This window comes from Sphaerobacter thermophilus DSM 20745, from assembly GCF_000024985.1.
Lineage (GTDB): Bacteria > Chloroflexota > Chloroflexia > Thermomicrobiales > Thermomicrobiaceae > Sphaerobacter > Sphaerobacter thermophilus.
On sequence record NC_013523.1, the window covers coordinates 2,624,549 to 2,644,536 of the forward strand.

Genomic DNA, 19,988 nt, shown 5'->3' on the forward strand with positions numbered 1-19,988 from the left:
TCACGCATCACACCCCCTACGTCTCCCGCACCCGCTGGTCGGCGACGATGCGCCAGTCGCCGGCGTAGGCGTAGCAGATGGGTAGCGTGCGGCGCGGCAGCGCCAGGGTGACCGGCTGGCTGCGAACGGCGAGGAGGGTAAGCATGTGTCGCTGGTCCTGGCCATCGGGGCCGCGGACTCGGAGCCAGACATCGGCATGCGGGCTCCGGTGGTAGACGATGACGCGGTCCACCGCGAACGCGTGCCCGGCGAGCCACTCCGCGACCGCGTCCTCAGGTCGGTCGGCGACGAAGACGGGGTCCGGCGCGTCACGCCCGGGTTCGTAGCTGGTGGTGGCGCGGTTGAGGCACGTGGACCCAGCCAATCCCAGTACCCGGTAGGCCCGGATGCCCTTCAGCGCGCGGATCGGCGCGCTCTCCTCGGGGAGCCGCTGGCCGGCCCAGGTGAGCCCGAGGATGCCCAGCGCGCAGGTCGCCGCTACCCCGAGCACGACGACTGCAAGGCAGCCCAGGATCATCGTCCGCCATCGGGCGCGCGGCGTCACGCTGTGTCCCTTCCAGATCGGTTGGGGGAGGGCCGAACCGCGGGCGCACGGCCCACTACGCGACGAGCATGCCCACGGCCACGACGAACAGGATCACCGCGAGGGCGAACAGCGCGACGGCGCTGATCCCCAGCCAGCGCGCCTTCTTGCCCCACGACTCCCGTAGCGCCTCCTCGGCTCGGTAGCTGATGATGAAGCGCCGGCCCTTCAACGCCGCTGGCGGTCGGCCGATCGTGCCCCCCTCCTGGACGACGCCCAGCACGTAGACGGGGATGTCGACCGGCAGCACGTGCTCCTGATAACGGTAGCCGATGGTCCCGTCGTCGCCCCCGAGGTTCAGCGAGATGCCGCCTAAGGAAATCGTGGGTCCCAGTGCGCCGGGGTTCCGCTCGAAGCGATCCACGAGCTTCTGGGCGTCCACCTCTGCGCCCTCAGGATCGACCAGCACGCGTCCGGAGGAGTCCTCGACGTAGAAGGGGGTGAACTGCTCGTTGTGCGCAACGGTCTCAGAGCGACGGCTCCTCACCGTTTCACCCTTGGCGTTTCGCCGGCGGTACTCGTACTCCCGCACGACCCGCGATGAGTAGTAGACGCAGGCGCGCTGCGCCAGTTCAGCGGTCAGCGGCGTGTCGCAGCGGATCACGCCCTTGACCTCGATCATCTCGCCTGGGATCAGGCTGGCGACCTCGCTTGCGTCGACGGTCGGCACCTTGGCCAGCAGGTCGGTCTTCGCCTGAATGCGCCGACCGATGAAGAGGAGCACCGCGCCGATACCCGCCGCCACCAGCCCGATGATCAGCAGTACCCCCGACGTCCCCATGGGTCACCCGCTCCCTACTGCCCGTGGTGCCGTTGATTCACCCTGCAGCGGCATGAGCGTACGGCCACCCTGCGCACCTGTCAACGTACCAGTGGTGTGGTCAATCTTGGGAATTAAGCAGGGCGCGGAGCTGAAGAGCTAAAGGAGGAAGGTCGTACTGGATCGTGTCCCAGACGATGGTGAGGCTTACCTCGCCGTACTGGTGGATGATGACGTTCCGCATGCCCCGCATCTCGACCCAGGCGACATCAGGGTAAGCGGCTGCGACCTCGGGCGGAATTCTCCGCGCGGCTTCGCCGATGATGGCCAAGTTCCACAGGACTGCGTCGATGGTCCGCTGGTCGTGGCGGAACGTCTCGAAGGCCATGTCGGCGGTATACCGCTGGATCTTGTCGATCGCGGTGAGGATATCGGCGATCCATCTGGTCCAGGGGTCACGCGGCGCGGATCGCTTCCCGAAGCGCGTCGTCGCGAACGTGATCGCTCAGTCCATCCGGCGTGACAAGGTCGACCGGCCGACCCAGGAGCTCGCTGAGGAAATTCTTGAGCCGGATGAGCCCAAACAGGCCGGTGGGCCGATCGAACTCGACCAGGAGGTCGATGTCGCTTTCCGGGCCGGCCTCATCGCGCGCCACCGAGCCGAAGAGGGAGAGCGAGCGCACGCCGAAGGCGCGGATCTCGTCCTGATGGGCGGTGAGGATCGCCAGCACCTCGTCGCGTCGCATGGTTGTGCTCCGTGTCGTGCCTGTTCCGGTGGCCTCGCGTCAAGTGTACCGTGAATCCGATTCTGGTAGATGAAGATAACCACCCGCGCGACGACCGCGCCGTCGGAGACGATGACGTCGGACAGCTCGCCCTCGTCGTCGGCGACGATACGAAAAGGGCCTGGCTGATTCAGCCAGGCCCTGGGGGTGTTGCGCCTGTTAGGTGCTACGAGCACCCGAGGCTGTTGCCGCAGTTGAGGCACTTGTAGCAGGCGCCATTGCGGACAGTGATGTGGCCGCAGATGTCGCAGAAGGGTGCGTCGCCCATCATCTGCGACAGGTGCTCGGACAGCCCGCCGTCGGCCAGCGGCGCCTCGGCCACGGCGACGAGCGATTCCAGTGCGTGAGCCTCGGCGGCGTGCCCGTTGATGCCGTTGGGCGTGGCCTTGACCTCAGTCGCGGCCGGAGCGGCGACCGCGGCCGGCTGCGGGGCATGGGTTGCCTCCGTGGCGGCCGCCCCCGATGTGTTGTCCTCCGAATCGTCGCCCTCGGTCAACTCCTCACCGACATCCCCATGGATCGGCGGTTGCACCTGGACGAAGTCGGTGCGGCCCAGGTACTCGTAGCCGAGCACGCGGAAGACGTAGTCGATGATCGAGGTCGCCATCTTGATGTACGGGTGCCCCTCCACCATACCCTGCGGCTCGAACCGCTGGAAGGTGAAGGTGTCGACGAACTCCTCCAGGGGCACGCCGTACTGGAGGCCCTTGGATATGGCGATGGCGAAGCAGTTCATCAGGCTGCGGAAGGCCGCGCCCTCCTTGTGCATGTCGATGAAGATCTCGCCGAGCGTGCCGTCTTCGTACTCGCCGGTGCGCAGGTAGATCTTGTGCCCGGCGACGCGCCCCTCCTGGGTGAAGCCGCGGCGCTTGGCCGGGAGCGGGCGGCGCTTGGGGCGCTCGACGTAGACGATCTGCGGCTCGGCCGCCGCGACCGGCGCGGGGGCTTCGGCCGCGGCCTCCGCCTTGGCCTCGTCCTTCTCCTCCTGGTCCTGCTTGCTGGCGGAGGAGAGTGGCTGGGACAGCTTGGAGCCGTCGCGGTAGAGGGCCATGGCCTTGAGCCCGAGCCGCCAGGAGGCCATGTACGCCTCCTCGATGTCCTCCACCGTGACCTCGTTCGGCATGTTGATCGTCTTGGAGATCGCGCCGGACAGGAACGGCTGGACGGCGGCCATCATGCGGATGTGCCCCATGTGATGGATGAAGCGCCGGCCGTGCTTGCCGCACTTGTTGGCGCAGTCGAACACCGGCAGGTGCTCGTCCTTCAGGTGCGGCGCGCCCTCGATCGTCTGCATGCCGCAGATGACGTCGTTGGCCTCGGCGATCTGCTGCGGGGTGAAGCCCAGCTCACGCAGCAGGTTGAAGCCGGGCCGCTGCCACTGCTCCGGCGTGAAGCCGAGGCGGCGCAGTGCCTCCTCGCCCAGCGTCCAGGGGGTGAAGGCGTAGGTCAACTCGAAGACGCTCGGCAGCGCCTGCTCCAGCCGGTCCACTTCCTCGCTGGTCAGCCCCTTTTCCATGAGCGAGGCGCGGTTGATGTGCGGCGCGTTGTCGAGCGAGAGGGTGCCGAGCACGTAGCGCAGGATGTCCTCGATCTGCTCCTCGGTGTAGCCCAGGGTGCGCAGCGCCGGGGCGATCGACTGGTTGGCGATCTTGAAGTAGCCGCCACCGGCCAGCTTCTTGAACTTCACCAGGGCGAAGTCCGGCTCGACCCCGGTGGTGTCGCAGTCCATCAAGAGCCCGATGGTGCCCGTGGGCGCGAGCAGGGTCGTCTGGGCGTTGCGATAGCCGTACTGCTCGCCCATGGCCAACGCTCGGTCCCACGCCTCGCGCGCTGCCTGGACCAGATCCTCCGGGCAGGTGGCGGGGTCGAGCCCAACCGGGGCGACCGACAGGCCCTCGTACTCGCCCGGGTGGGCGTTGTAGGCCGCGCGCCGGTGGTTGCGGATCACCCGCAGCATGTGCTCCCGGTTCTCGGCGAAGGCAGGGAAGGGGCCGAGCACGCTGGCCATCTCCGCCGAGGCGGCGTAGGCCTCGCCCGTCATGATCGCGGTCACTGCCGCTGCGATGCCGCGGGCGCGATCCGAGTCGTAGGGCAGGCCCATGGTCATCAGCATCGAGCCGAGGTTGGCGTAGCCGAGCCCCAGCGTGCGGAACTCGTAGCTCTTCCGGGCGATGGCCTCGCTCGGGAACTGCGCCATCAGCACGCTGATCTCGAGCACGATGGTCCAGAGGCGAACGGCGTGCCGGAAGCGCTCGATGTCGAAGGTGCGCCGCTCGGCGTCGTAGAACTTCATCAGGTTCAACGACGCCAGGTTGCACGCCGTGTCGTCGAGGAACATGTACTCGGAGCACGGGTTCGAGGCGTTGATGCGGCCCGACGCGGGGCAGGTGTGCCAGGCGTTGATGGTGGTGTCGAACTGCACGCCCGGGTCGGCGCACTGCCAGGCGGCCTGGGCGATCTGGTGCCACAGGTCGCGCGCCCGCACGGTCTTGGCGATGCGGCCGTCGGTGCGCCAGCGCAGGTGCCACTCGCCGTCGGTCAGCACGGCGCGGATGAACTCGTCGGTGACCCGCACCGAGTTGTTCGAGTTCTGGCCGGAGACGGTGGCGTACGCTTCGCCGTTGAAGTCGGCCGAGTAACCGGCCGCGATGAGCGCGGCGACCTTCTTCTCTTCCTCGGCCTTCCAGTTGATGAACGCCTCGATGTCGGGGTGATCGACGTCAACCACGACCATCTTGGCGGCGCGCCGGGTGGTGCCGCCGCTCTTGATCGCTCCGGCGGCGCGGTCGAAGATCTTGAGGAAGCTCATCAGGCCCGACGACGTGCCGCCGCCGGAGAGGGGCTCACCCTCTGCTCGAATCTTCGAGAAGTTCGTGCCGGAACCGGAGCCGTACTTGAAGACGCGCGCCTCGCGCGTGACCAGGTCGAAGATGCCGCCCGGGTTGACCAGGTCGTCCTCGACCGACTGGATGAAGCAGGCGTGCGGTGTGGGACGGCTGTAGGCGTCCTGCGAGTACTTCAACTCGCCGGTGTCGGGATCGATGTAGGAGTGCCCCTGCGCCGGTCCGGTAATGCCGTAGGCGTAGTACAGGCCGGTGTTGAACCACTGCGGCGAGTTGGGCGCGGCCATCTGGTGGACGAGCATGTACTTGAGCTCGTCCTCGAAGGCCTGAGCGTCCTCCTCGCTGGCGAAGTAGCCGTAGCGCTCGCCCCAGTCCCGCCAGCAGCCGGTCAGGCGGGAGATCACCTGGCGGGCGCTGCGCTCTGGGCCGAGCACCGGGTTGCCTTCCGCATCCAATAGCGGGTTGCCGTTCTCATCGACCTGCGGCACACCCGCCTTGCGGAAGTACTTGGACACCATGATGTCGGTAGCCACCTGCGACCAGGGGGCCGGGATCTCGGCGTCCTGCATCTCGAAGACGACCGAGCCGTCCGGGTTGGTAATCCGCGAGGTGCGCCGCGCCCAGGCAATGGTATCGAAGGGATCCTGCCCCGCCTGGGTGAAGACGCGCGTGATCCGCAGCCCCTTCGGCTGCCCGCCCTTGGTTCGCGCCTGACCGCGTCTGCGCTTCTCGCGATCCGCCATGGGTCCCCCTCGATTCCATCCGTTTCAAACGACCGTCACGCCTTCGATGCCGGGGTTAGCATGAAAGCCCCCGCCCTCGTCAGTTTTCGCAGAGCAATATCACCCCTTACCGATCGGCCAAGCTCTGATATCCGATGACATGCTCGATGTATGTTCGCCGATTGGTTAGCGAATCCTGCGATTTGTGCGGGACATCAGCCCACTCCGGGGGGCGGAGTGACAATATGTAGTGTACCCCAGCCCTCTAGATACTAGATCTAGTGTACCAGTCCCTCAGTTTGCTGTCTAGTGTTGCCTTCAAGTCACAAGTTGTCAGAACATTTGACCTGTACGTACATCATAGATCCTAGTCTAGCGGCTGCGCTGGGGATGCGCAAGACCTTTCACCGTGGTCGTTCGGTTGTGCATCGCTGGCACGAAGCGCGCTGCTGGGATGCCTGTCCCCGAGATCCTGTCTGCCTGCGTAGAAGGTTACGGCGGATGCACCACTGCTTCACGTGGACTGCCATCCTTCGCTCCGCTCAGGATGACACGGGTAGGACGGTGAGATGACAGGGACGGCGGCAGTGAGTGGTGGCAAGTTGCCTTCCGGGTTGCCTGCCGCGCTTGCGCCGGCGGGTCGCCCGACGCCCAGGGCTCCGTCCTGTTGCCTCGGGCGACCCGCCAGTGAGGCGCACTGCCTCATCGCTCCTGGCCGCGCTCGCGGCCGGCGAAGCGGTCGATCTGCTTGAACATGGCGTCGATCACCGCGTCGGTGGTGTAGGGGTTAAGGAGGACGGCACGCAGCCAGCGCCCACCGCGGTACACGGGGAGCGAGAGGAAGATCTTCCCCTCGCGCAGCAGAAGCGCCTGGAGTGCTGCGTTCCAGTCGTCCCAGCGCTCCGCCGGGAGCCAGTCCGGCTCACCGCGGAAACACACGATGTTGGTGTCGATCTCCCCGGCCAGCCGGAGGAACGGCCGCTGACGCACGCCCTCCACGACGCGCTCCGCCAGTCGATACCCGTCGTCGATCAGCCGCGCGTATCCCTGCTGTCCGATGTGTTGGAGTGTCAGCCAGAGCTTGACGACGTCGGCGTGGCGCGTGCCCTGGACGCCGATCTCGCCGAGGTTGATGAAGCCGTCCGTCGCGCGCATGTAGGGGGCCGGGATGCGGAAGGCTCGCTCCAGGACGCCGGCATCGCGGAAGAGCACCATCGCGCAGGTCTTGGCGACGTAGAGCCACTTCTGCGGGTTGAAGGTGATCGAGTCGGCCTGCTCGATGCCGGCAAGGCGCCAGCGGTGCCGCTCACTGAAGACCAGTGCGCCCCCGTACGCGGCGTCGACATGGAACCACAGGCCGTGCTCCCGGGCGATCGCGCCGATCTCTGCCAGCGGGTCGATGTTGCCGGTGGTCGTCGTCCCCGCCGTGGCGACGACGCAGAACGGGTGCTGGCCCGCGCCCCGTGCCTGATCGATCCGCGCCCGGAGATCCTCCGGGTCCATGCGCGAGTCAGCCGTGGCGCGGACCGGGATGACGGCCGCCGTGCCCAGCCCGAGCAGCATGGCCGCCTTCTGCAGCGAGGTGTGGGCAGCCTCCGAGGCGAAGATGACCGGCCGCTGCGCGAGCCCGGTGATGCCCGGCTCGACCGAGTCGAAGGCGACGTTCCGTGCGACGGCCAGCGCCTGGAGGTTGGCCAGGCTGCCGCCGCTTGTCAGCACACCACCGGCTTGCTCTCCCAGTCCGAACAGCCCCGCGATCGCGCGCAGCAGGAGCGTTTCCAGCCGGGAGAAGGAGGGCGACATCTCCAGGCTCAGCATGTTGTTGTTGACCGCCGCGGCAACGAGGTCCCCCAGGATCGCCATCGTGGCCGGCATCGGATCCATGTGGCCGATGTAGCCGGGATTGGCGGGGTTCATCGAGCCGTCGACCATGTCCCGGATCGCCTGCAGCAGCGTGGCCTCCGTCGCCGCCGCCTCCGGGATGGTGATCGGCCCCGGCAGGTCGACCGTCTCAGGCATGGGCGGCCGCTCCGCGGCGCCGGTCAGCTTGGCCAGGATCAGGTCGACCACCTGCTGGACCAGCCGCTCGACCTCGTTCCGGTTGCGTCCCTCGGGGTCGATGAACGCCGTCGCAGGCAAGAACCGGCTGTCCATGGCGCAACTCCCGTCGTGCGTCATGCGTGATGCGTGATGCGTCATACATGAAGCGTCACCCGTCATGCGTCATCCGTCAATCGTCCGACGAATCGAGGGAGTTTCGAGGGGAGTGGGGTGCCCCTGGCAGGAGTCCCAGAGGCAGTGTCTACGCAACACGGAACACGGAACACGCAATACGCAGTACGCATCACGCATGACGCGTGACGTATGACGCCTATCGCAGCGCCTCTACCCGTCCTGCCGGACGCGCTCGGCTTCGAGCTGCTGGATGCGCTGCGCGGCGCGCTGGTTGATCTGGCGGAAAATCCAGGGGGGCTGGCGGGTTGCGGCCTCGGCAGCCAGCGTGGCCGGGTCGACGTAGCCCGGACGGCGGTACTCCGGGATCTCCGGCAGGAAGGGGAGCCAGTCGCGCACCGCGCCCCAGCCGGTCATCAGCCACTGCTCGCCGATGCTGAAGAGCGCCGACACGGCCCAGTAGAGGACCGGCCCGGCTGGCGCATGCCAGCCGATTGCGACGACGATCGCGGGCGAGAGGAGCGCCAGCCCGGCTCGCGCCTGTCCCTTGCCGCGCGCGGCCCCGCGCTGCCCGGCCGGGCGCGCCATCATACCGGTGAGCAGTTGGAACAGGCCGGCAGCGATCGGCAGGATGTGCAGCGGGTCGGCCGTCGCCAGATCGGGCAGCCAGAGGAACGACTCGGTCCAGGCGCCGTCGCCGGAGCGCGACAGTTCGCGGATGGCGGCGATCAGGCCGATGAAGAAGGGGATCTTGATCACGGTGGGAAGGCAGCCGGCTGCCGGGTTGATCCCGTGCTGCTGGTAGAGCTTGAGCGTCTCGGCCGAGCGGCGCTGGCGGTCGTCGGGGTACTTCTCCTGCAGTTCCCGCAGCGCGGGTTGGATGGCGCGCAGCGCGGCGGTGCTGCGCCGCGTCCGCACGGTGATCGGCAGGAGCGCGATCTTGAGCAGCAGGGTAAAGAGGATGACCGCTAGCCCGGCGCTGCCCGTAACCGCCGCGAGTCCCTGCAGACCCCCAGCGATTAGATCGACGAACTGCTCCCAGCCTGGCACGCGCTGACCCTCTTCCAACCTGGACCGACCACCATACGCTCGACGCCGGAATCCCCGGCACTTGCCAGCCTAACAGCCGCCCAACGCCTCTCCAACGGCCAATTGGTCCCGAGTGTGGTGCGAAACGCTGGATGGAACGTGACGGGTCAGTCGAACCTGCACGGTCAGTGGGTTATCAGTGCCAGCTCGATCTGGGATGCGGCGTCCAGAGCTGTCGCTCTGGTCTGTCGCGGGGCCGGATCCCCAGCGCGGCCCATGCGTGCCGAGTATGGTGGTATGAGGATCCGCGCACTGTGACGTGTGCCCGGGGCTGAAGCCACCGGGCTGACAAGGAAAGCCGGCTGAAGCCGGCTGGGGGGAGGCACGATTCACGCAGCGGCATTGTGTCCAACCGCCCGGCGCGTGCCCGGGGCTGAAGCCGCCGGGCTGACAAGGCGAAGCCCACTGAAGGGGCTGGGGACGCCGCCCCTGGCGGGCTGCCGGAGCGGATACGCCTGCGCGTGGTCATCGTAGCCCCTTCAGTGGGCTTTCCCCTCTTCAGCCCGGCGGCTTTAGCCCCGGGCACGGGCTGACCAGCGGACACCTGTCTAATTCATCAATCTGCATTACCCCCGGGCACATCCCTCGCGCCCACACCCGTGGCACGCCATCCGCACGGCGGGGAAACGGGTTCCTCCATGTGGACGGACTAGTTCCCGACAACGCAAACGCGACCGGCCCGGCGGGACACATGCCGCCGGGCCGGTGCTGGGTCGTCAGCTGTGGGGCGAGACGCGCCTAGGCGTTCGCCATGAGGCGCTTGGCGATCTCGGCCAGTTCCTCCGGGCCGATGCCGGGCGCGAACTCCTCCGGCACCTCCGGCAGGTCCGGCATCGTGCCGCCCTGCGGCGGGCCGTCAACCACCTCGAGGGCACCGCCATCATCCGGGTGGGTTCCGCTCCAGATCTTGGCGACTTCCTTGTAGTCGTCGAGGCTGAAGCGGTACAGCTTGCGGTGCGAACCCTGCTCCTCGAAGGCCCGCGCCTCCGGGAAGTCGGAGTTCTTAATGTTCGGGATCGGCAGCATCTTGGAGACGTCCACGCCGGTGATGCTCTCGAGGGCCTTGGCGTAGGCCAGCGCGTGGACGCCGCCGCGCACCAGCAGGTAGCCGAGCATCTGCCGGGCCACCGGGTGGTCGGTCATCTCATAGACGCGGATCTTCTGGGTGCGCGCGCCGTTCTCCAGGAAGAAGTTGTGCAGCAGGTCGAGGACGAGGTTCCCGCTGGAGAAGACGTAGTCGCCGGTCCAGTGCCCGCCCATCGAGTTGCCGACGAGCGCGGTCTGGCCGGTGGCGATGGCGTGGTGGGTGTTGCGCCAGTTCTTGGCGGCCGCCAGCGGCGCGGTCTCCGGCGCGCCGTCCTTGGTGGCGCCGGTCATCAGCAGGTTGATCGTGTGGGCCACCAGCTCGATGTGGCCGATCTCCTCCGTCGCGATGTTCGCGATCAGGTGATAGTAGGGCTTGAGCTTGTCACGACCCCGGAAGTTGAACGACTGGTACATGTAGTTCATCAGGGTCGACATCTCGCCGAAGCGGCCGCCGAGCAACTCCTGCACCGCGGCAGCGGCGTTGGGATCCGGCTCCTTCGGCTGAGGCAGCTCCACCTGAAGGCGATCGATACGAAGGAACATAACGCTTCCTCCTCGACGCCGCGCACCTGGCCCGGCGTCGCACGGGCGGCGGAGGGGTGGCTGGGCAATCCACCTCCCGCCGGAGATACCATGAGGCCCCGCATCCACCACCTTCATCGTCGCCCAGCCCAAAGCCAAGGTGGATGGAGGAAGTCGGCGCGGGGCCTCTGCCCGCAGCACTATCTATGCTGGGAGCAACCCTACCACGGTGGACGCTTTTCGTCCAACCGCGCCTTTCCATAATCTCTTGCGGTGGTGGGATGGCACCCTTCCACCCTGGCTGGATCGTGTGCAGATCGCGGACGGAGACGCGGGAGAGGGGTGTGTAACGCCCTACAGTTCTTCGAGGCTGTCTCGGATGACGTCGAAGTACTCCAGGGCCAGGCCGGTGCCGATGGCGACGCAACTCAGCGGGTCGTCGGCCACGTAGCAGGGGACGCCGGTGACCTCGGTCAGCAGGTCGCTCAGATGACGCAGGAGCGCACCGCCGCCGGTCAGGATCATCCCCTTGTCGATGATGTCCGACGACAGCTCCGGCGGGGTTTCTTCCAGCACCGCCCGCACGGCGCCGATGACCGCCTCCAGCGGCTCGGTGATCGCCTCGACGATCTCGTTGGCATGGATCTGGATCGTCCGCGGCAGCCCGGCGACCTCGTCGCGCCCGCGCACCTCCATGAAGAGATCCTCGTCCACCGGCATGGCCGAGCCGATGGCGATCTTGACCTCCTCGGCGGTGCGCTCGCCGATGCGCAGGTTGTACTTCCGCTTGATGTAGTTGGCGATGGCTTCGTCGAACTTGTTGCCGCCGACGCGGATCGAGCGGGCAACGACGATGCCATTGAGGGAGATCACGGCCACCTCGGTGGTGCCGCCGCCGATGTCGATGACCATGTTCCCGCTCGGGTCTGCCACGGGCACCTTGGCGCCGATCGCCGCCGCCAGCGGCTCGCTGATCAGGTAGGCCCGGCGCGCGCCTGCGTTCAGCGCGGCGTCGCGCACTGCACGCCGCTCCACACCCGTGACTCCGGCCGGCACGCAGATCATCACCTCCGGCCGGACGAGCGAGAAGCGGCCCACTGCCTTGTTAATGAAGTAGCGCAGCATCTCCTGGGTGACGACGTAGTCGGCGATCACGCCGTCGCGCATCGGGCGCACGACCTCGATCGTCTCTCGCGGCTCACGCCCGAGCATGTTGCGCGCTTCGACGCCGACGGCCTTGACCTTGCCGTCTTTTGCGGAGATGGCAACCACCGACGGCTCATTGATGACGATGCCGCGGCCACGGACAAAGACGAGCACGTTTGCAGTGCCCAGGTCGATTCCGAGTTGCTTTGCCAAGGGCTCTCGCTCCGTCGCCACCGAAAGGGCACATACCAAACGGTGTCCGGGTCGTCCCCTGACCAGACACCGCTGCCCGGGATTGTATCACGGCCGCTCGATCGGGCGCCGAAACGGCCGGCGCTGGCCCGTTCCTAAGACAGGCGGGGAGGGGACGAGTACCGTCTCCGCACCACGAATCCAGAGGAGATGCGCGCGGCCGGGTATAAGATAGCCACCAGGGCTGAGGCTCTGTGATCGTGGCCGCGCAGTCCCGGCTTGCAGCCCACCATGCCACCGCGTTCGCCGCGAGAGGATCATCGAGAGCATGCTGGTGGTCGTGCTCGATCTGTTCGGTACCTTCGTCTTCGCGCTCAGCGGCGCGATGGTGGGCGTTCAGAAGCGGCTCGACCTCTTCGGTGTGCTCGTGCTCTCGTTCGCGGTGGGCGCTGCGGGTGGGATGACCCGTGACGTGCTGCTCGGGGCGGTGCCGCCGGTCGCGATCAGCGATTGGCGCTACATCGTCGTCGCGCTCGGAGCGGGGCTCCTGACGTTCTACTGGTGGCCGGTCATCGACCGGATGCGCGGCACGGTGCTGATCTTCGACGGGGCCGGGCTTGCGCTCTTTGCCGTCACCGGCGCGCAGAAGGCGCTCAACGCCGGCATCAACCCCGTCGCCGCGGTGCTGCTTGGGGTGCTGACAGGTGTCGGCGGGGGCATGCTGCGCGACGTGCTGGTGTCGGAGATCCCCACCGTCCTGCGCTCCGAACTCTACGCCGTCGCCGCGCTGGCGGGCGCGACCGTGGTGGTCATCGGCGACCGCCTGCCGGTCCCTGCGTCCGTGGCGATGAACGCGGGCGCGCTTCTCTGCTTTGGGCTGCGCGTGGTGGCGATCCGGCGCGGTTGGCAGTTGCCGACGCCCCGGCCGCCGGACCAGTCGAGCCAGGACGGGACCGCGCCAGTCGAAGGGGCGGAAGAGCGCGCACGACGACGCTAGGCGGCGGTGCGTACGGTGTCTGCCTAGCGCGTGTCCGGCTCCACGCCCTTGGCCTGGAGCTTCGCGATGTCCGCCTCGGTCTCAGCGAGTTGGCGGCGGATGATCGGTAGGCGGTCGCGGTAGCGCGCCATGTCCTGCCGCTGGTCGTCCCGCTCGGCCCGCAGTCGCTCCAGCCCGGCGTGCACCTCCTGGCGCCGGCGCTCCAGTTCGACGCAGGCGGGGCAGCGCCCCTTGGGGTCTTGCCAGCCGCCGCAGTCCGGACACGGGCGGGTGAGATCCGCCAGGGTGTAGGTCGGCGGCGGGTCCCCTGCGTCGGCCCGCTCCAGTGCCTCCTCTGCCACGATCGAGAAGCCCTGGCGCAGGTGGGTCACCAGCGCATCGCGCTCGTCCGCCGGCAGGTCGGCCGGCACCAGGGACTCGACGTCGCCCGACGCGCGCGTGAGCTGCGGCAGCGCCACCTGGTGGCCGCGCTCGGCCCAGTCGACCTCCTCCTGGTAGTGCAGAGTGGCATCCCCGGCCCGGAGCGTCACCGCCGCTGGCCCTGAGGTGCGGACCTCAACCACCTCGATCGGCGTGGCGGGCAACTGGCGCCGGGCCACCTCCCGCGGCGTGGGCCGCAGCGCTGCAAGGTCCTGCTCGGCCTGGGCGATGGCGGCGTCGAGCTGCTCGATGCGCTCGGTCCAGGGGTTCTCCGGCTGGAAGGCGAGCTCTGCCCGCGCCAGGTCGTACTCCAGGTTGCTCTTGCGCTGCAGCAGGCGCCGCAGGCTGCGGCGCTCGGCGTCCCGGATGTACGGCTGTCCCGGCTCCGCGGACGGCGTGCCGCTCCCCTCTGCGGCCGCGGGCTCCTCGCGTCGTTGGAATGGCCACCAGGACATCGGCTCGGCCCTCCATTCTCTCTCCGGACATGGATCGCGGCACCCGCTACCGACGGTGTGGGGCGGGAATCTCCCACCGGTCGACCACATCAAGCGCGCGTGCCAGCGCCTCGGCCAGCTCCGGGGGTCGCGGGATCCCCTCGATCACGCCGAGCGGCTGCTGGTGCGACGCCCCGTTGCCGTCGATCGCCTGCAGTCCGCCGTGCAGCTCGACCCGCCGCCAGCCCTGGGTTATGGCATAGGCACCGACCACGCGGCCGTAGCCCCCGCTGACCCAGTGGAGATTGACACCGACCGCATCGCCCTGGGCGTCGGCTACCACCCGCAGCGGGTGCCGCCAGGTGGCGGCCACCTGTTCCCCCGCAGCAAGCAAGTCGCTGGCCGCCTCGGTGCGCGTCACCCGCCGGACCACATGGGGGCTGACGCCGGTGCGCTCGGCGTAGAGCCGCCGGACGCGGTCGCTCCGCCAGGCGACGACGGCCACCGCCAGCAGGCCCACATGGATCGCCCCTGTGACTCCGCTCAACACCGGCGTGTCTCGCGTGTAGATCTGCGACCAGTCACCGACGAGCCCACCGGCGAAGTCGAGGACGGGGTAGAAGACGAGCGAATTCACCAGGTCGATCGCGCCGAATATGAACAGCAGGTAGTTCACCGGCGGGGACAGCGGGCGCAGCACCACAAATGCGATCGCCGCAACCCCCATTGCCACGCTCACCAGGTTTCCTGAGAGCGCGATCCAGAAGAGGTCGGCCGGGGTGTAGAAGCCGCGATGCTCGACATAACCGAAGAAGAAATAGTAGCCGAAGCCCACGATCTCGCCGCCGAAGGCGCGGACGGCGACGGCGTGGCCGATCTCGTGGAACAGGACGCCGATCGGCAAGAGGAGGAAGAAGGCGGCCTCGGCGAGGTGCTGGCGGTCGGCGCGGGTGAAGGTGGCGTCGAACAGGGTCGCGCGATGGCGCACGGTCGTCACGAGCGTGCGGATCGCGATCAGCACCATGAAGAGGCTGAGGATGGCGAAGAGGTCGAGCGTCGGCACGGGGTAGACTCCCTGGCCTTTCCGTCGCGGCAATTGTAGCATCGGGGTGCAGGTTCAGGCGGAGCGGCGGGAAGGGGAGACAAGCACGGAAAATGGACGGCTTTCCGGCAGAGTACGTGGACACCATCGTCTACAGCGACAACCTGGCGGTGCTGCGCACGCTGCCGGATGGGTGTGTGCCACTGATCTACATCGACCCGCCCTTCAACACGGGGAAGACCCGGTCGCTCACGCGCCTGCGCACCACACGGGACCCCGATGGCGACCGCGTCGGCTTCCAGGGACAGACCTACCGCACGCTGCGCCTCGGCACCACGCGCTTCGCCGATGTCTTCGACGACTACCTGGCCTTCCTCGAGCCGCGATTGGTGGAGGCCCGGCGGGTGCTGGCACCCAACGGCACCCTCTATGTCCACCTCGATCCTCGCGAGGTCCACTACGTCAAGGTCCTGCTCGACGGCATCTTCGGCCGGGAGTGCTTCCTCAACGAGATCATCTGGGCCTACGACTTCGGCGGGCGCTCGACCCGCCGCTGGCCGGCCAAGCACGACAACATCCTGGTCTACGTCGCCTCCCCGCGCGACTACGTCTTCAACGTCGACGCGATCGACCGCATCCCCTACATGGCGCCGGGGCTGGTCGGGCCGGAGAAGGCGGCCCGCGGCAAGTTGCCGACCGACACCTGGTGGGCGACGATCGTGCCGACCAAAGCGCGCGAGCGCACCGGCTACCCGACGCAGAAGCCGCTGACGATCCTGCGCCGGATCATCGCCGCCTCCTCGAATCCAGGCGACCTGGTGCTCGACTTCTTCGCCGGCAGCGGCACGACCGGCGTGGCGGCGCGGGAGCTCGGCCGCCGGTTCCTGCTGGTGGACAATAACCCGGAGGCGCTGCAGGTCATGGCACGGCGCTTCGCCGGGGAGGCTGGCGTGCGCTTCGTCGGGTTCGACCCGGTCGCGGGGGTGCCCACGGCCCCGAGCGACCCGGCCGCCGCGGATGATGCCGCTGGAGAGTAGGCTGACCGCGCCGGGAATACCTGCGCGGTGGCGTTAGGAGTTGGATTGATGGACCCTGTCGTCTTCCCAGGGGCCAGCGGGCCGATGCGGGTGTTCGACCTCGAGCAGCCGCGCACCGCTGACATGCCGGTCATGTCCTCGCATCGCCCCGGCTACTCCTACTTCCTCTACCGTCGCCATGAGGACACCTACGCTCCGGAGGCCGGCCCGCGCAGCAGTGCCTCCGGCGTGATCGTCTGCATGGAGCACAGCGGGACGCACATCGACGCGTTCTGCCATCAGGCGGAGAACCTGATGCTCGCCGGGGGGATCCCGGCGCGGGAGGTCCAGAACGCGAACGGCTTCTCCCGGCTGGGGATTGAGGAGGTGCCGCCCATCATCGGCCGCGGGGTGCTGCTCGACGTGCCGCGCGCGCTCGGCGTGGAGGAGCTGGAGCCGGGCTACGCCATCACCGCCGCCGATCTGGAGCGCTGCTGCGCGACCCAAGGGGTCGAGATCCGCGCGGGGGACATCGTGCTGGTACGGACCGGCAACGCGCGCCACTGGAGCGACCCGGAGCGCTACCTGGCAGGCCCGGGCGTCGCCGGGGAGGGATCGGCCTGGTTGGCGGAGCGCGGGGTGCGTGCCGTCGGAGCGGACAACATGGCCTGGGATGTGATCGGCCTGGTGGACCCCGAGTACGGCTGCGCGCTGCCGGGGCACCTCCTCCTGCTGGTACGCCACCGGATCTACATCATCGAGAACCTGCAACTCGAAGCCCTGGCCGCCTCCGGCCACTACGAGTTCGGCTTCGTCTGCACCCCGCTCAAGTTCGTCGGCGCCACCGGCTCCCCCGTCAGCCCCGTGGCATTGGTGCCGCTGGAGGGGTGAGGCCGGGAGCGGCGCCGCTCCCCGGCGCCCACGTCGCCCGCCGGCCGCGCCGTGCTGTGGCGTATGTCCGGGGCCGGGCGCCAAGAAGACGACGGGGCTACGTCGTCCGCACCCAGGCGCGGTGGTGCGAGGATCGCCGCGCCATGGCCTGTGCCCGGGGGTGGAGCGACGGTTCACATGTCGTGGTGCGTGCCCGGGGGGTTACCCCCGGGCCCAAACCACCCTGCGGCGATCCTCACACCACGCGGCCCGGTCCCGCGCCACCCCCGCTACGCCACCCAGAACCAGGTGCTGAACTGGATCAGCAAGGCGGCGAACTGGACGACCGAGAGCACAAGCACTGCACCGTAGAGGACGCGGTTGCGCAGCAGCAGCGCCAGCGCGATGAAGAAGGGGAAGAGCACGATCACGAACCGCGGGATCGACATCAGCGGGTGGACTTCGGAGGGACTCAGCATCGGCAACAGGAAGGCGATCGTGGCGTACAGGCTGTAGGCCGGGCGAAGCTTGAGCAGCGTGTAGACGCACAGCGGCAGGAAGAGCAGGGTGATGAACACGTCGTACGCCTGGCTCTCCGCGAAGCGCCAGCGGAAATAGGAGGAGGTGAGCGTCTGCCAGGTCGGGTGAGCGTTGAGCTGGCTGAGCCAGGAGAGGTCGAGCTTTTCCAGGGCCACGCGCATCGTCTCCCAGGGCATGGCCTGGTAGCGAGCCCACTCCGACTGCGCGTGGAGCGTCACCAGCGGGTCGCCCCAGACCTGGTTCAGGTGCCAGAGGAACACCAGCGGTGCCATGCCGATGAGTGCCAGTTGTGCCCCGATCGGCCACCAGCGACGCGGGTTCCAGCCGTGCTGCTTGACCAGCAGCAGGAGCAGCGGCACCAGCAACAACACCCCGGTGTTGCGCGTCACCGCTGCCAGCGCCCCGAGGAGTGCCGCCCGGCCCCAGCGCTCGGTGCGTCCGCAGTAGACGGAACTGACGGTCAGCAGGAGGAAGAGCGACTCGGTGTAGACCGCCGAGAAGTAGAACGCCGTAGGGAAGAGGGCCAGCAGCCAGATCGCGCGTCCCGCGACGCGGTCACCGTAGTCGATGCGAATCAGCCGGTAGAGCACGATCAGCGCGCCGACGAACGCGACGTTGGAGATGATCAGCCCGATGACGGGCGCGGTCCAGCCCGTGAACACATAGCCCCAGCGGAGCAGCAGCGGGTAGAGCGGCCAGAAGGCGGCCGTCGCGGGGTGGACGCCGTAGCCGCGCTCGGCGATCAGGGTGTACCAGAAGCCGTCCCAGTTGCGCAGTGGCTCGAGGAACGTGTGCGCCAGGCCGGTCATCGGCTGGAGGTAGTAGCCGACCGCCGGGACGACGGGCAGGGAGTCCGCCCAGGTTGAGGCGATCCCCACGAAGGTGAGAACGAGGACCAGATGCACCACCGAAGCTGCCAGGGGGACCCGCAGGTCGCTCTCGAGCAGTACCGCCCATCCGCGTCGCCGGGCACGTGTCGCGGTTCGTGCCCGCCGTGCCGTCTGCGCCTGCCGGGGTTGGGTCAGCGTCATCAGTGATGTGCTCCTCCTCACTGCGCCCTTCGCGCCGATGCGGCGCGACCGCGCTGAGGCCGCCGCGCCGCCGACAAGGATACGCGAGGACGCCTGTCGAGCCACTGCAAGGGGCATGCCCGCCGCGTCACCCGCCTCTGCATGATGCGGGGTGTATAATTCAGAGGAAGGTTGCCGGTCGTTTGCTTCGCCGGCTCGGCCGGCGGCCATCCCGACCGCCGCGCGACGCGGCTATGTCGTCGCGTGGCCTCGTATGCAGTTCTGCATGCAAGAGAGCGATAGGTGCCATGGTCCGAGCACGGGAGAAGCGTCCCGCCTCGGAGCCGGTGCCGGTTACGGAGGAAGTCTGCGAACTCCACTTCGGCTGCTCGATGCTCCGCCGCACGCGCCTGGTGCTCAAGGGCCGCTCCCGGCCGATGATGCGCTGCTCGCTCGGCTACGCGGTGCGGACCGAAGAGGATAAGCGCCGGTGTTTGGCTGTCGAAGGACCCAGCGAGTGCTGGCATCTGACGGCGACCAAGCGCCCGGGGGTCTGATCGCCGGGCAGCGGTGCAACAGACCTGCTGGACCGTAACCGTGCGTCGACACCGCGCGGGAGAGATACGTACAGGCGGGCCACGGCCCGCCTGTTTCTCATTAAATTATCCGGCGACCTACCCGCCGGCCGTGACCGGCAGCCCGAGGAACGCCCCGTAGCGCTCGGCCGGCTCACCGGCCCACGCATCCACCTCATCCCCGGGCACGAAGGGGTTGAACGTCACCTCGACCGTGGTCTTCTTCACCTGTCGCCGCCACGTGCCGACGACCTGCCCATCGACGACGACCATCGGCAGGAACATCCCGTTCTGGCCGGGGACCACCCCATCGACGTGCTCCTTCGGCAGCACAGCGCTCCGGTCCTTGTAGCCGAGCAGGTACTCGTCGAAGCCCGGCAGGAGGACGATGCCGACCGGTTCATCCGCCACCTCGCGCGGGGTGTCGGCCGCCATCCAGTATGTCGTGCCGTCAACCTCGATCGGTGTGAGGTCCGCCTGCACCGCCGCCAGACCGGCCCGCGCGTCGGCGACGGTGAGGCCGGACCACCAGGCGAAGTCGTGGACGGTGGCCGGGCCGTGGCTGGCGAAGTAGCGCCCGGCAAGGGTGGCCAGTGCCTCCTCGCGGGAGAGGTCCCGCGATTGCGGCACCCACTCGTCCAGCAGCACGAACGTCTGCGTCCGGCCGTCCAACGGCCCCGGGCAGAGCACCCCGGTGTGCGACAGGTACCAGAGGATATGGTAGCCGCGCTGCCCTTCCGTGCGGATCCCGGCGCCTTCCAGCACCTGCAACATCGCCGGGCGCGAGAGGCGCCGGCCGCCCGCCAGCGCGGCGCGGAACACGTCCGCCGCGCACGCCAGGGTCTCGTCATCCAACTCGAGCTGCGCCAGCCGCCCGCGGTGCCGTGCCACCGCCCGCGACGCGGTCAGCATGAGCATCCAGTGGGCATCCTCCGCCGGCACGAAGTGGAGCGTGCCGCGCATCGGCCAGGTGCGGACGATCCGTCCCTCTGCCAGGGCCTGCTCGACATCGGCCAGGGTCACCCCCTGCGTGCGCACGCCGATCGCCCAGAGTGCCTGCTGGTACTCCTGTGCCTGGATCGCGCCCAGCCAGCGCACCACCTCAGCGGGATCGGCGAATGCCGGCCCCGTGATGCGCTGACTGTAGAGCCGGAGCCGGCCCAGAGTGGGACTGGTCATGGTGC

Annotated in this window: 17 protein-coding genes; 4 read left to right on the forward strand and 13 right to left on the reverse strand. The window is 68.3% G+C overall.

Translation table 11 applies throughout. The annotated features are described in order from the left end of the window. Positions 1-16: 16 nt before the first annotated feature. The 9 genes from STHE_RS11835 to mreB all read right to left on the reverse strand — a co-directional run bounded on the left by STHE_RS11835 (position 17) and on the right by mreB (position 11,921). Complete coding sequence (locus STHE_RS11835) at positions 17-544, reverse strand: hypothetical protein (protein ID WP_012872821.1); 528 nt, start codon at positions 542-544, stop codon at positions 17-19. A 55-nt stretch (positions 545-599) separates the two neighbouring features. Further along, positions 600-1,364 carry an E3 ubiquitin ligase family protein gene (locus tag STHE_RS11840; RefSeq protein ID WP_012872822.1) on the reverse strand — a complete coding sequence of 255 codons (765 nt, stop codon included), beginning with the start codon at positions 1,362-1,364 and terminating at the stop codon, positions 600-602. A 100-nt stretch (positions 1,365-1,464) separates the two neighbouring features. Continuing rightward, positions 1,465-1,845: a HepT-like ribonuclease domain-containing protein gene (locus STHE_RS11845; RefSeq protein WP_342626142.1), complete on the reverse strand. Its 381-nt coding sequence runs from the start codon at positions 1,843-1,845 to the stop codon at positions 1,465-1,467. Next, positions 1,799-2,089 carry a nucleotidyltransferase family protein gene (locus STHE_RS11850; protein ID WP_012872823.1) on the reverse strand — a complete coding sequence of 97 codons (291 nt, stop codon included), beginning with the start codon at positions 2,087-2,089 and terminating at the stop codon, positions 1,799-1,801. The genes STHE_RS11845 and STHE_RS11850 overlap by 47 nt, the downstream gene beginning before the upstream one ends. A 205-nt stretch (positions 2,090-2,294) precedes the next feature. Continuing rightward, positions 2,295-5,714: a vitamin B12-dependent ribonucleotide reductase gene (locus STHE_RS11855; RefSeq protein WP_012872824.1), complete on the reverse strand. Its 3,420-nt coding sequence runs from the start codon at positions 5,712-5,714 to the stop codon at positions 2,295-2,297. 681 nt (positions 5,715-6,395) lie between these two features. Beyond that, positions 6,396-7,847: a pyridoxal phosphate-dependent decarboxylase family protein gene (locus STHE_RS11860; protein ID WP_012872825.1), complete on the reverse strand. Its 1,452-nt coding sequence runs from the start codon at positions 7,845-7,847 to the stop codon at positions 6,396-6,398. 231 nt (positions 7,848-8,078) lie between these two features. Continuing rightward, complete coding sequence (locus tag STHE_RS11865) at positions 8,079-8,915, reverse strand: YidC/Oxa1 family membrane protein insertase (RefSeq protein WP_012872826.1); 837 nt, start codon at positions 8,913-8,915, stop codon at positions 8,079-8,081. A 777-nt stretch (positions 8,916-9,692) separates the two neighbouring features. Further along, positions 9,693-10,583 (reverse strand): manganese catalase family protein, encoded by an 891-nt coding sequence (locus tag STHE_RS11870; RefSeq protein WP_012872827.1) that lies wholly within the window; start codon positions 10,581-10,583, stop codon positions 9,693-9,695. A gap of 333 nt (positions 10,584-10,916) precedes the next feature. Continuing rightward, the gene (gene mreB / locus STHE_RS11875) at positions 10,917-11,921 is read right to left on the reverse strand and encodes a rod shape-determining protein (protein ID WP_012872828.1); all 1,005 of its coding nucleotides are present in this window, start codon (positions 11,919-11,921) and stop codon (positions 10,917-10,919) included. Between the two features lie 307 nt (positions 11,922-12,228). Between mreB and STHE_RS11880 the strand changes: the two genes are divergently transcribed. Beyond that, positions 12,229-12,897 carry a trimeric intracellular cation channel family protein gene (locus STHE_RS11880; protein WP_012872829.1) on the forward strand — a complete coding sequence of 223 codons (669 nt, stop codon included), beginning with the start codon at positions 12,229-12,231 and terminating at the stop codon, positions 12,895-12,897. 23 nt (positions 12,898-12,920) lie between these two features. Here STHE_RS11880 and STHE_RS11885 read toward each other — a convergent pair whose 3' ends face one another. Beyond that, positions 12,921-13,772, reverse strand: a complete 852-nt coding sequence (locus STHE_RS11885; protein WP_012872830.1) for a hypothetical protein — start codon at positions 13,770-13,772, stop codon at positions 12,921-12,923. A 46-nt stretch (positions 13,773-13,818) separates the two neighbouring features. Next, the gene (locus tag STHE_RS11890) at positions 13,819-14,814 is read right to left on the reverse strand and encodes a zinc metalloprotease (RefSeq protein ID WP_012872831.1); all 996 of its coding nucleotides are present in this window, start codon (positions 14,812-14,814) and stop codon (positions 13,819-13,821) included. Between the two features lie 92 nt (positions 14,815-14,906). Between STHE_RS11890 and STHE_RS11895 the strand changes: the two genes are divergently transcribed. Together STHE_RS11895 and STHE_RS11900 are read left to right on the forward strand one after the other, a co-directional pair. Next, positions 14,907-15,830, forward strand: coding sequence for a DNA-methyltransferase (locus STHE_RS11895; RefSeq protein WP_012872832.1), 924 nt, complete (start codon positions 14,907-14,909; stop codon positions 15,828-15,830). Between the two features lie 48 nt (positions 15,831-15,878). After that, positions 15,879-16,700 (forward strand): cyclase family protein, encoded by an 822-nt coding sequence (locus STHE_RS11900; RefSeq protein ID WP_012872833.1) that lies wholly within the window; start codon positions 15,879-15,881, stop codon positions 16,698-16,700. Positions 16,701-16,969: 269 nt separating this feature from the next. Here STHE_RS11900 and STHE_RS11905 read toward each other — a convergent pair whose 3' ends face one another. After that, complete coding sequence (locus tag STHE_RS11905) at positions 16,970-18,250, reverse strand: mannosyltransferase family protein (protein WP_012872834.1); 1,281 nt, start codon at positions 18,248-18,250, stop codon at positions 16,970-16,972. 287 nt (positions 18,251-18,537) lie between these two features. Here STHE_RS11905 and STHE_RS11910 point away from each other — a divergent pair, with 287 nt between their 5' ends. Then, a complete protein-coding gene (locus STHE_RS11910) occupies positions 18,538-18,786 on the forward strand; it encodes a hypothetical protein (protein ID WP_012872835.1) in 249 nt (82 codons plus the stop codon). A gap of 117 nt (positions 18,787-18,903) precedes the next feature. On the opposite strand, the gene STHE_RS11915 is transcribed toward STHE_RS11910, so the two are convergent. Next, positions 18,904-19,983, reverse strand: a complete 1,080-nt coding sequence (locus STHE_RS11915; RefSeq protein WP_012872836.1) for a winged helix DNA-binding domain-containing protein — start codon at positions 19,981-19,983, stop codon at positions 18,904-18,906. Positions 19,984-19,988 lie beyond the last annotated feature (5 nt).

Bases quoted from the DNA above. Each gene is read 5' to 3' on its own strand.
- STHE_RS11840 (WP_012872822.1), bottom strand. From the start codon at position 1,364: ATGGGGACGTCGGGGGTACTGCTGATCATCGGGCTGGTGGCGGCGGGT.
- STHE_RS11850 (WP_012872823.1), bottom strand. From the start codon at position 2,089: ATGCGACGCGACGAGGTGCTGGCGATCCTCACCGCCCATCAGGACGAG.
- STHE_RS11855 (WP_012872824.1), bottom strand. From the start codon at position 5,714: ATGGCGGATCGCGAGAAGCGCAGACGCGGTCAGGCGCGAACCAAGGGC.
- STHE_RS11860 (WP_012872825.1), bottom strand. From the start codon at position 7,847: ATGGACAGCCGGTTCTTGCCTGCGACGGCGTTCATCGACCCCGAGGGA.
- STHE_RS11870 (WP_012872827.1), bottom strand. From the start codon at position 10,583: ATGTTCCTTCGTATCGATCGCCTTCAGGTGGAGCTGCCTCAGCCGAAG.
- STHE_RS11880 (WP_012872829.1), top strand. From the start codon at position 12,229: ATGCTGGTGGTCGTGCTCGATCTGTTCGGTACCTTCGTCTTCGCGCTC.
- STHE_RS11885 (WP_012872830.1), bottom strand. From the start codon at position 13,772: ATGTCCTGGTGGCCATTCCAACGACGCGAGGAGCCCGCGGCCGCAGAG.
- STHE_RS11895 (WP_012872832.1), top strand. From the start codon at position 14,907: ATGGACGGCTTTCCGGCAGAGTACGTGGACACCATCGTCTACAGCGAC.
- STHE_RS11900 (WP_012872833.1), top strand. From the start codon at position 15,879: ATGGACCCTGTCGTCTTCCCAGGGGCCAGCGGGCCGATGCGGGTGTTC.
- STHE_RS11905 (WP_012872834.1), bottom strand. From the start codon at position 18,250: ATGACGCTGACCCAACCCCGGCAGGCGCAGACGGCACGGCGGGCACGA.
- STHE_RS11910 (WP_012872835.1), top strand. From the start codon at position 18,538: ATGGTCCGAGCACGGGAGAAGCGTCCCGCCTCGGAGCCGGTGCCGGTT.
- STHE_RS11915 (WP_012872836.1), bottom strand. From the start codon at position 19,983: ATGACCAGTCCCACTCTGGGCCGGCTCCGGCTCTACAGTCAGCGCATC.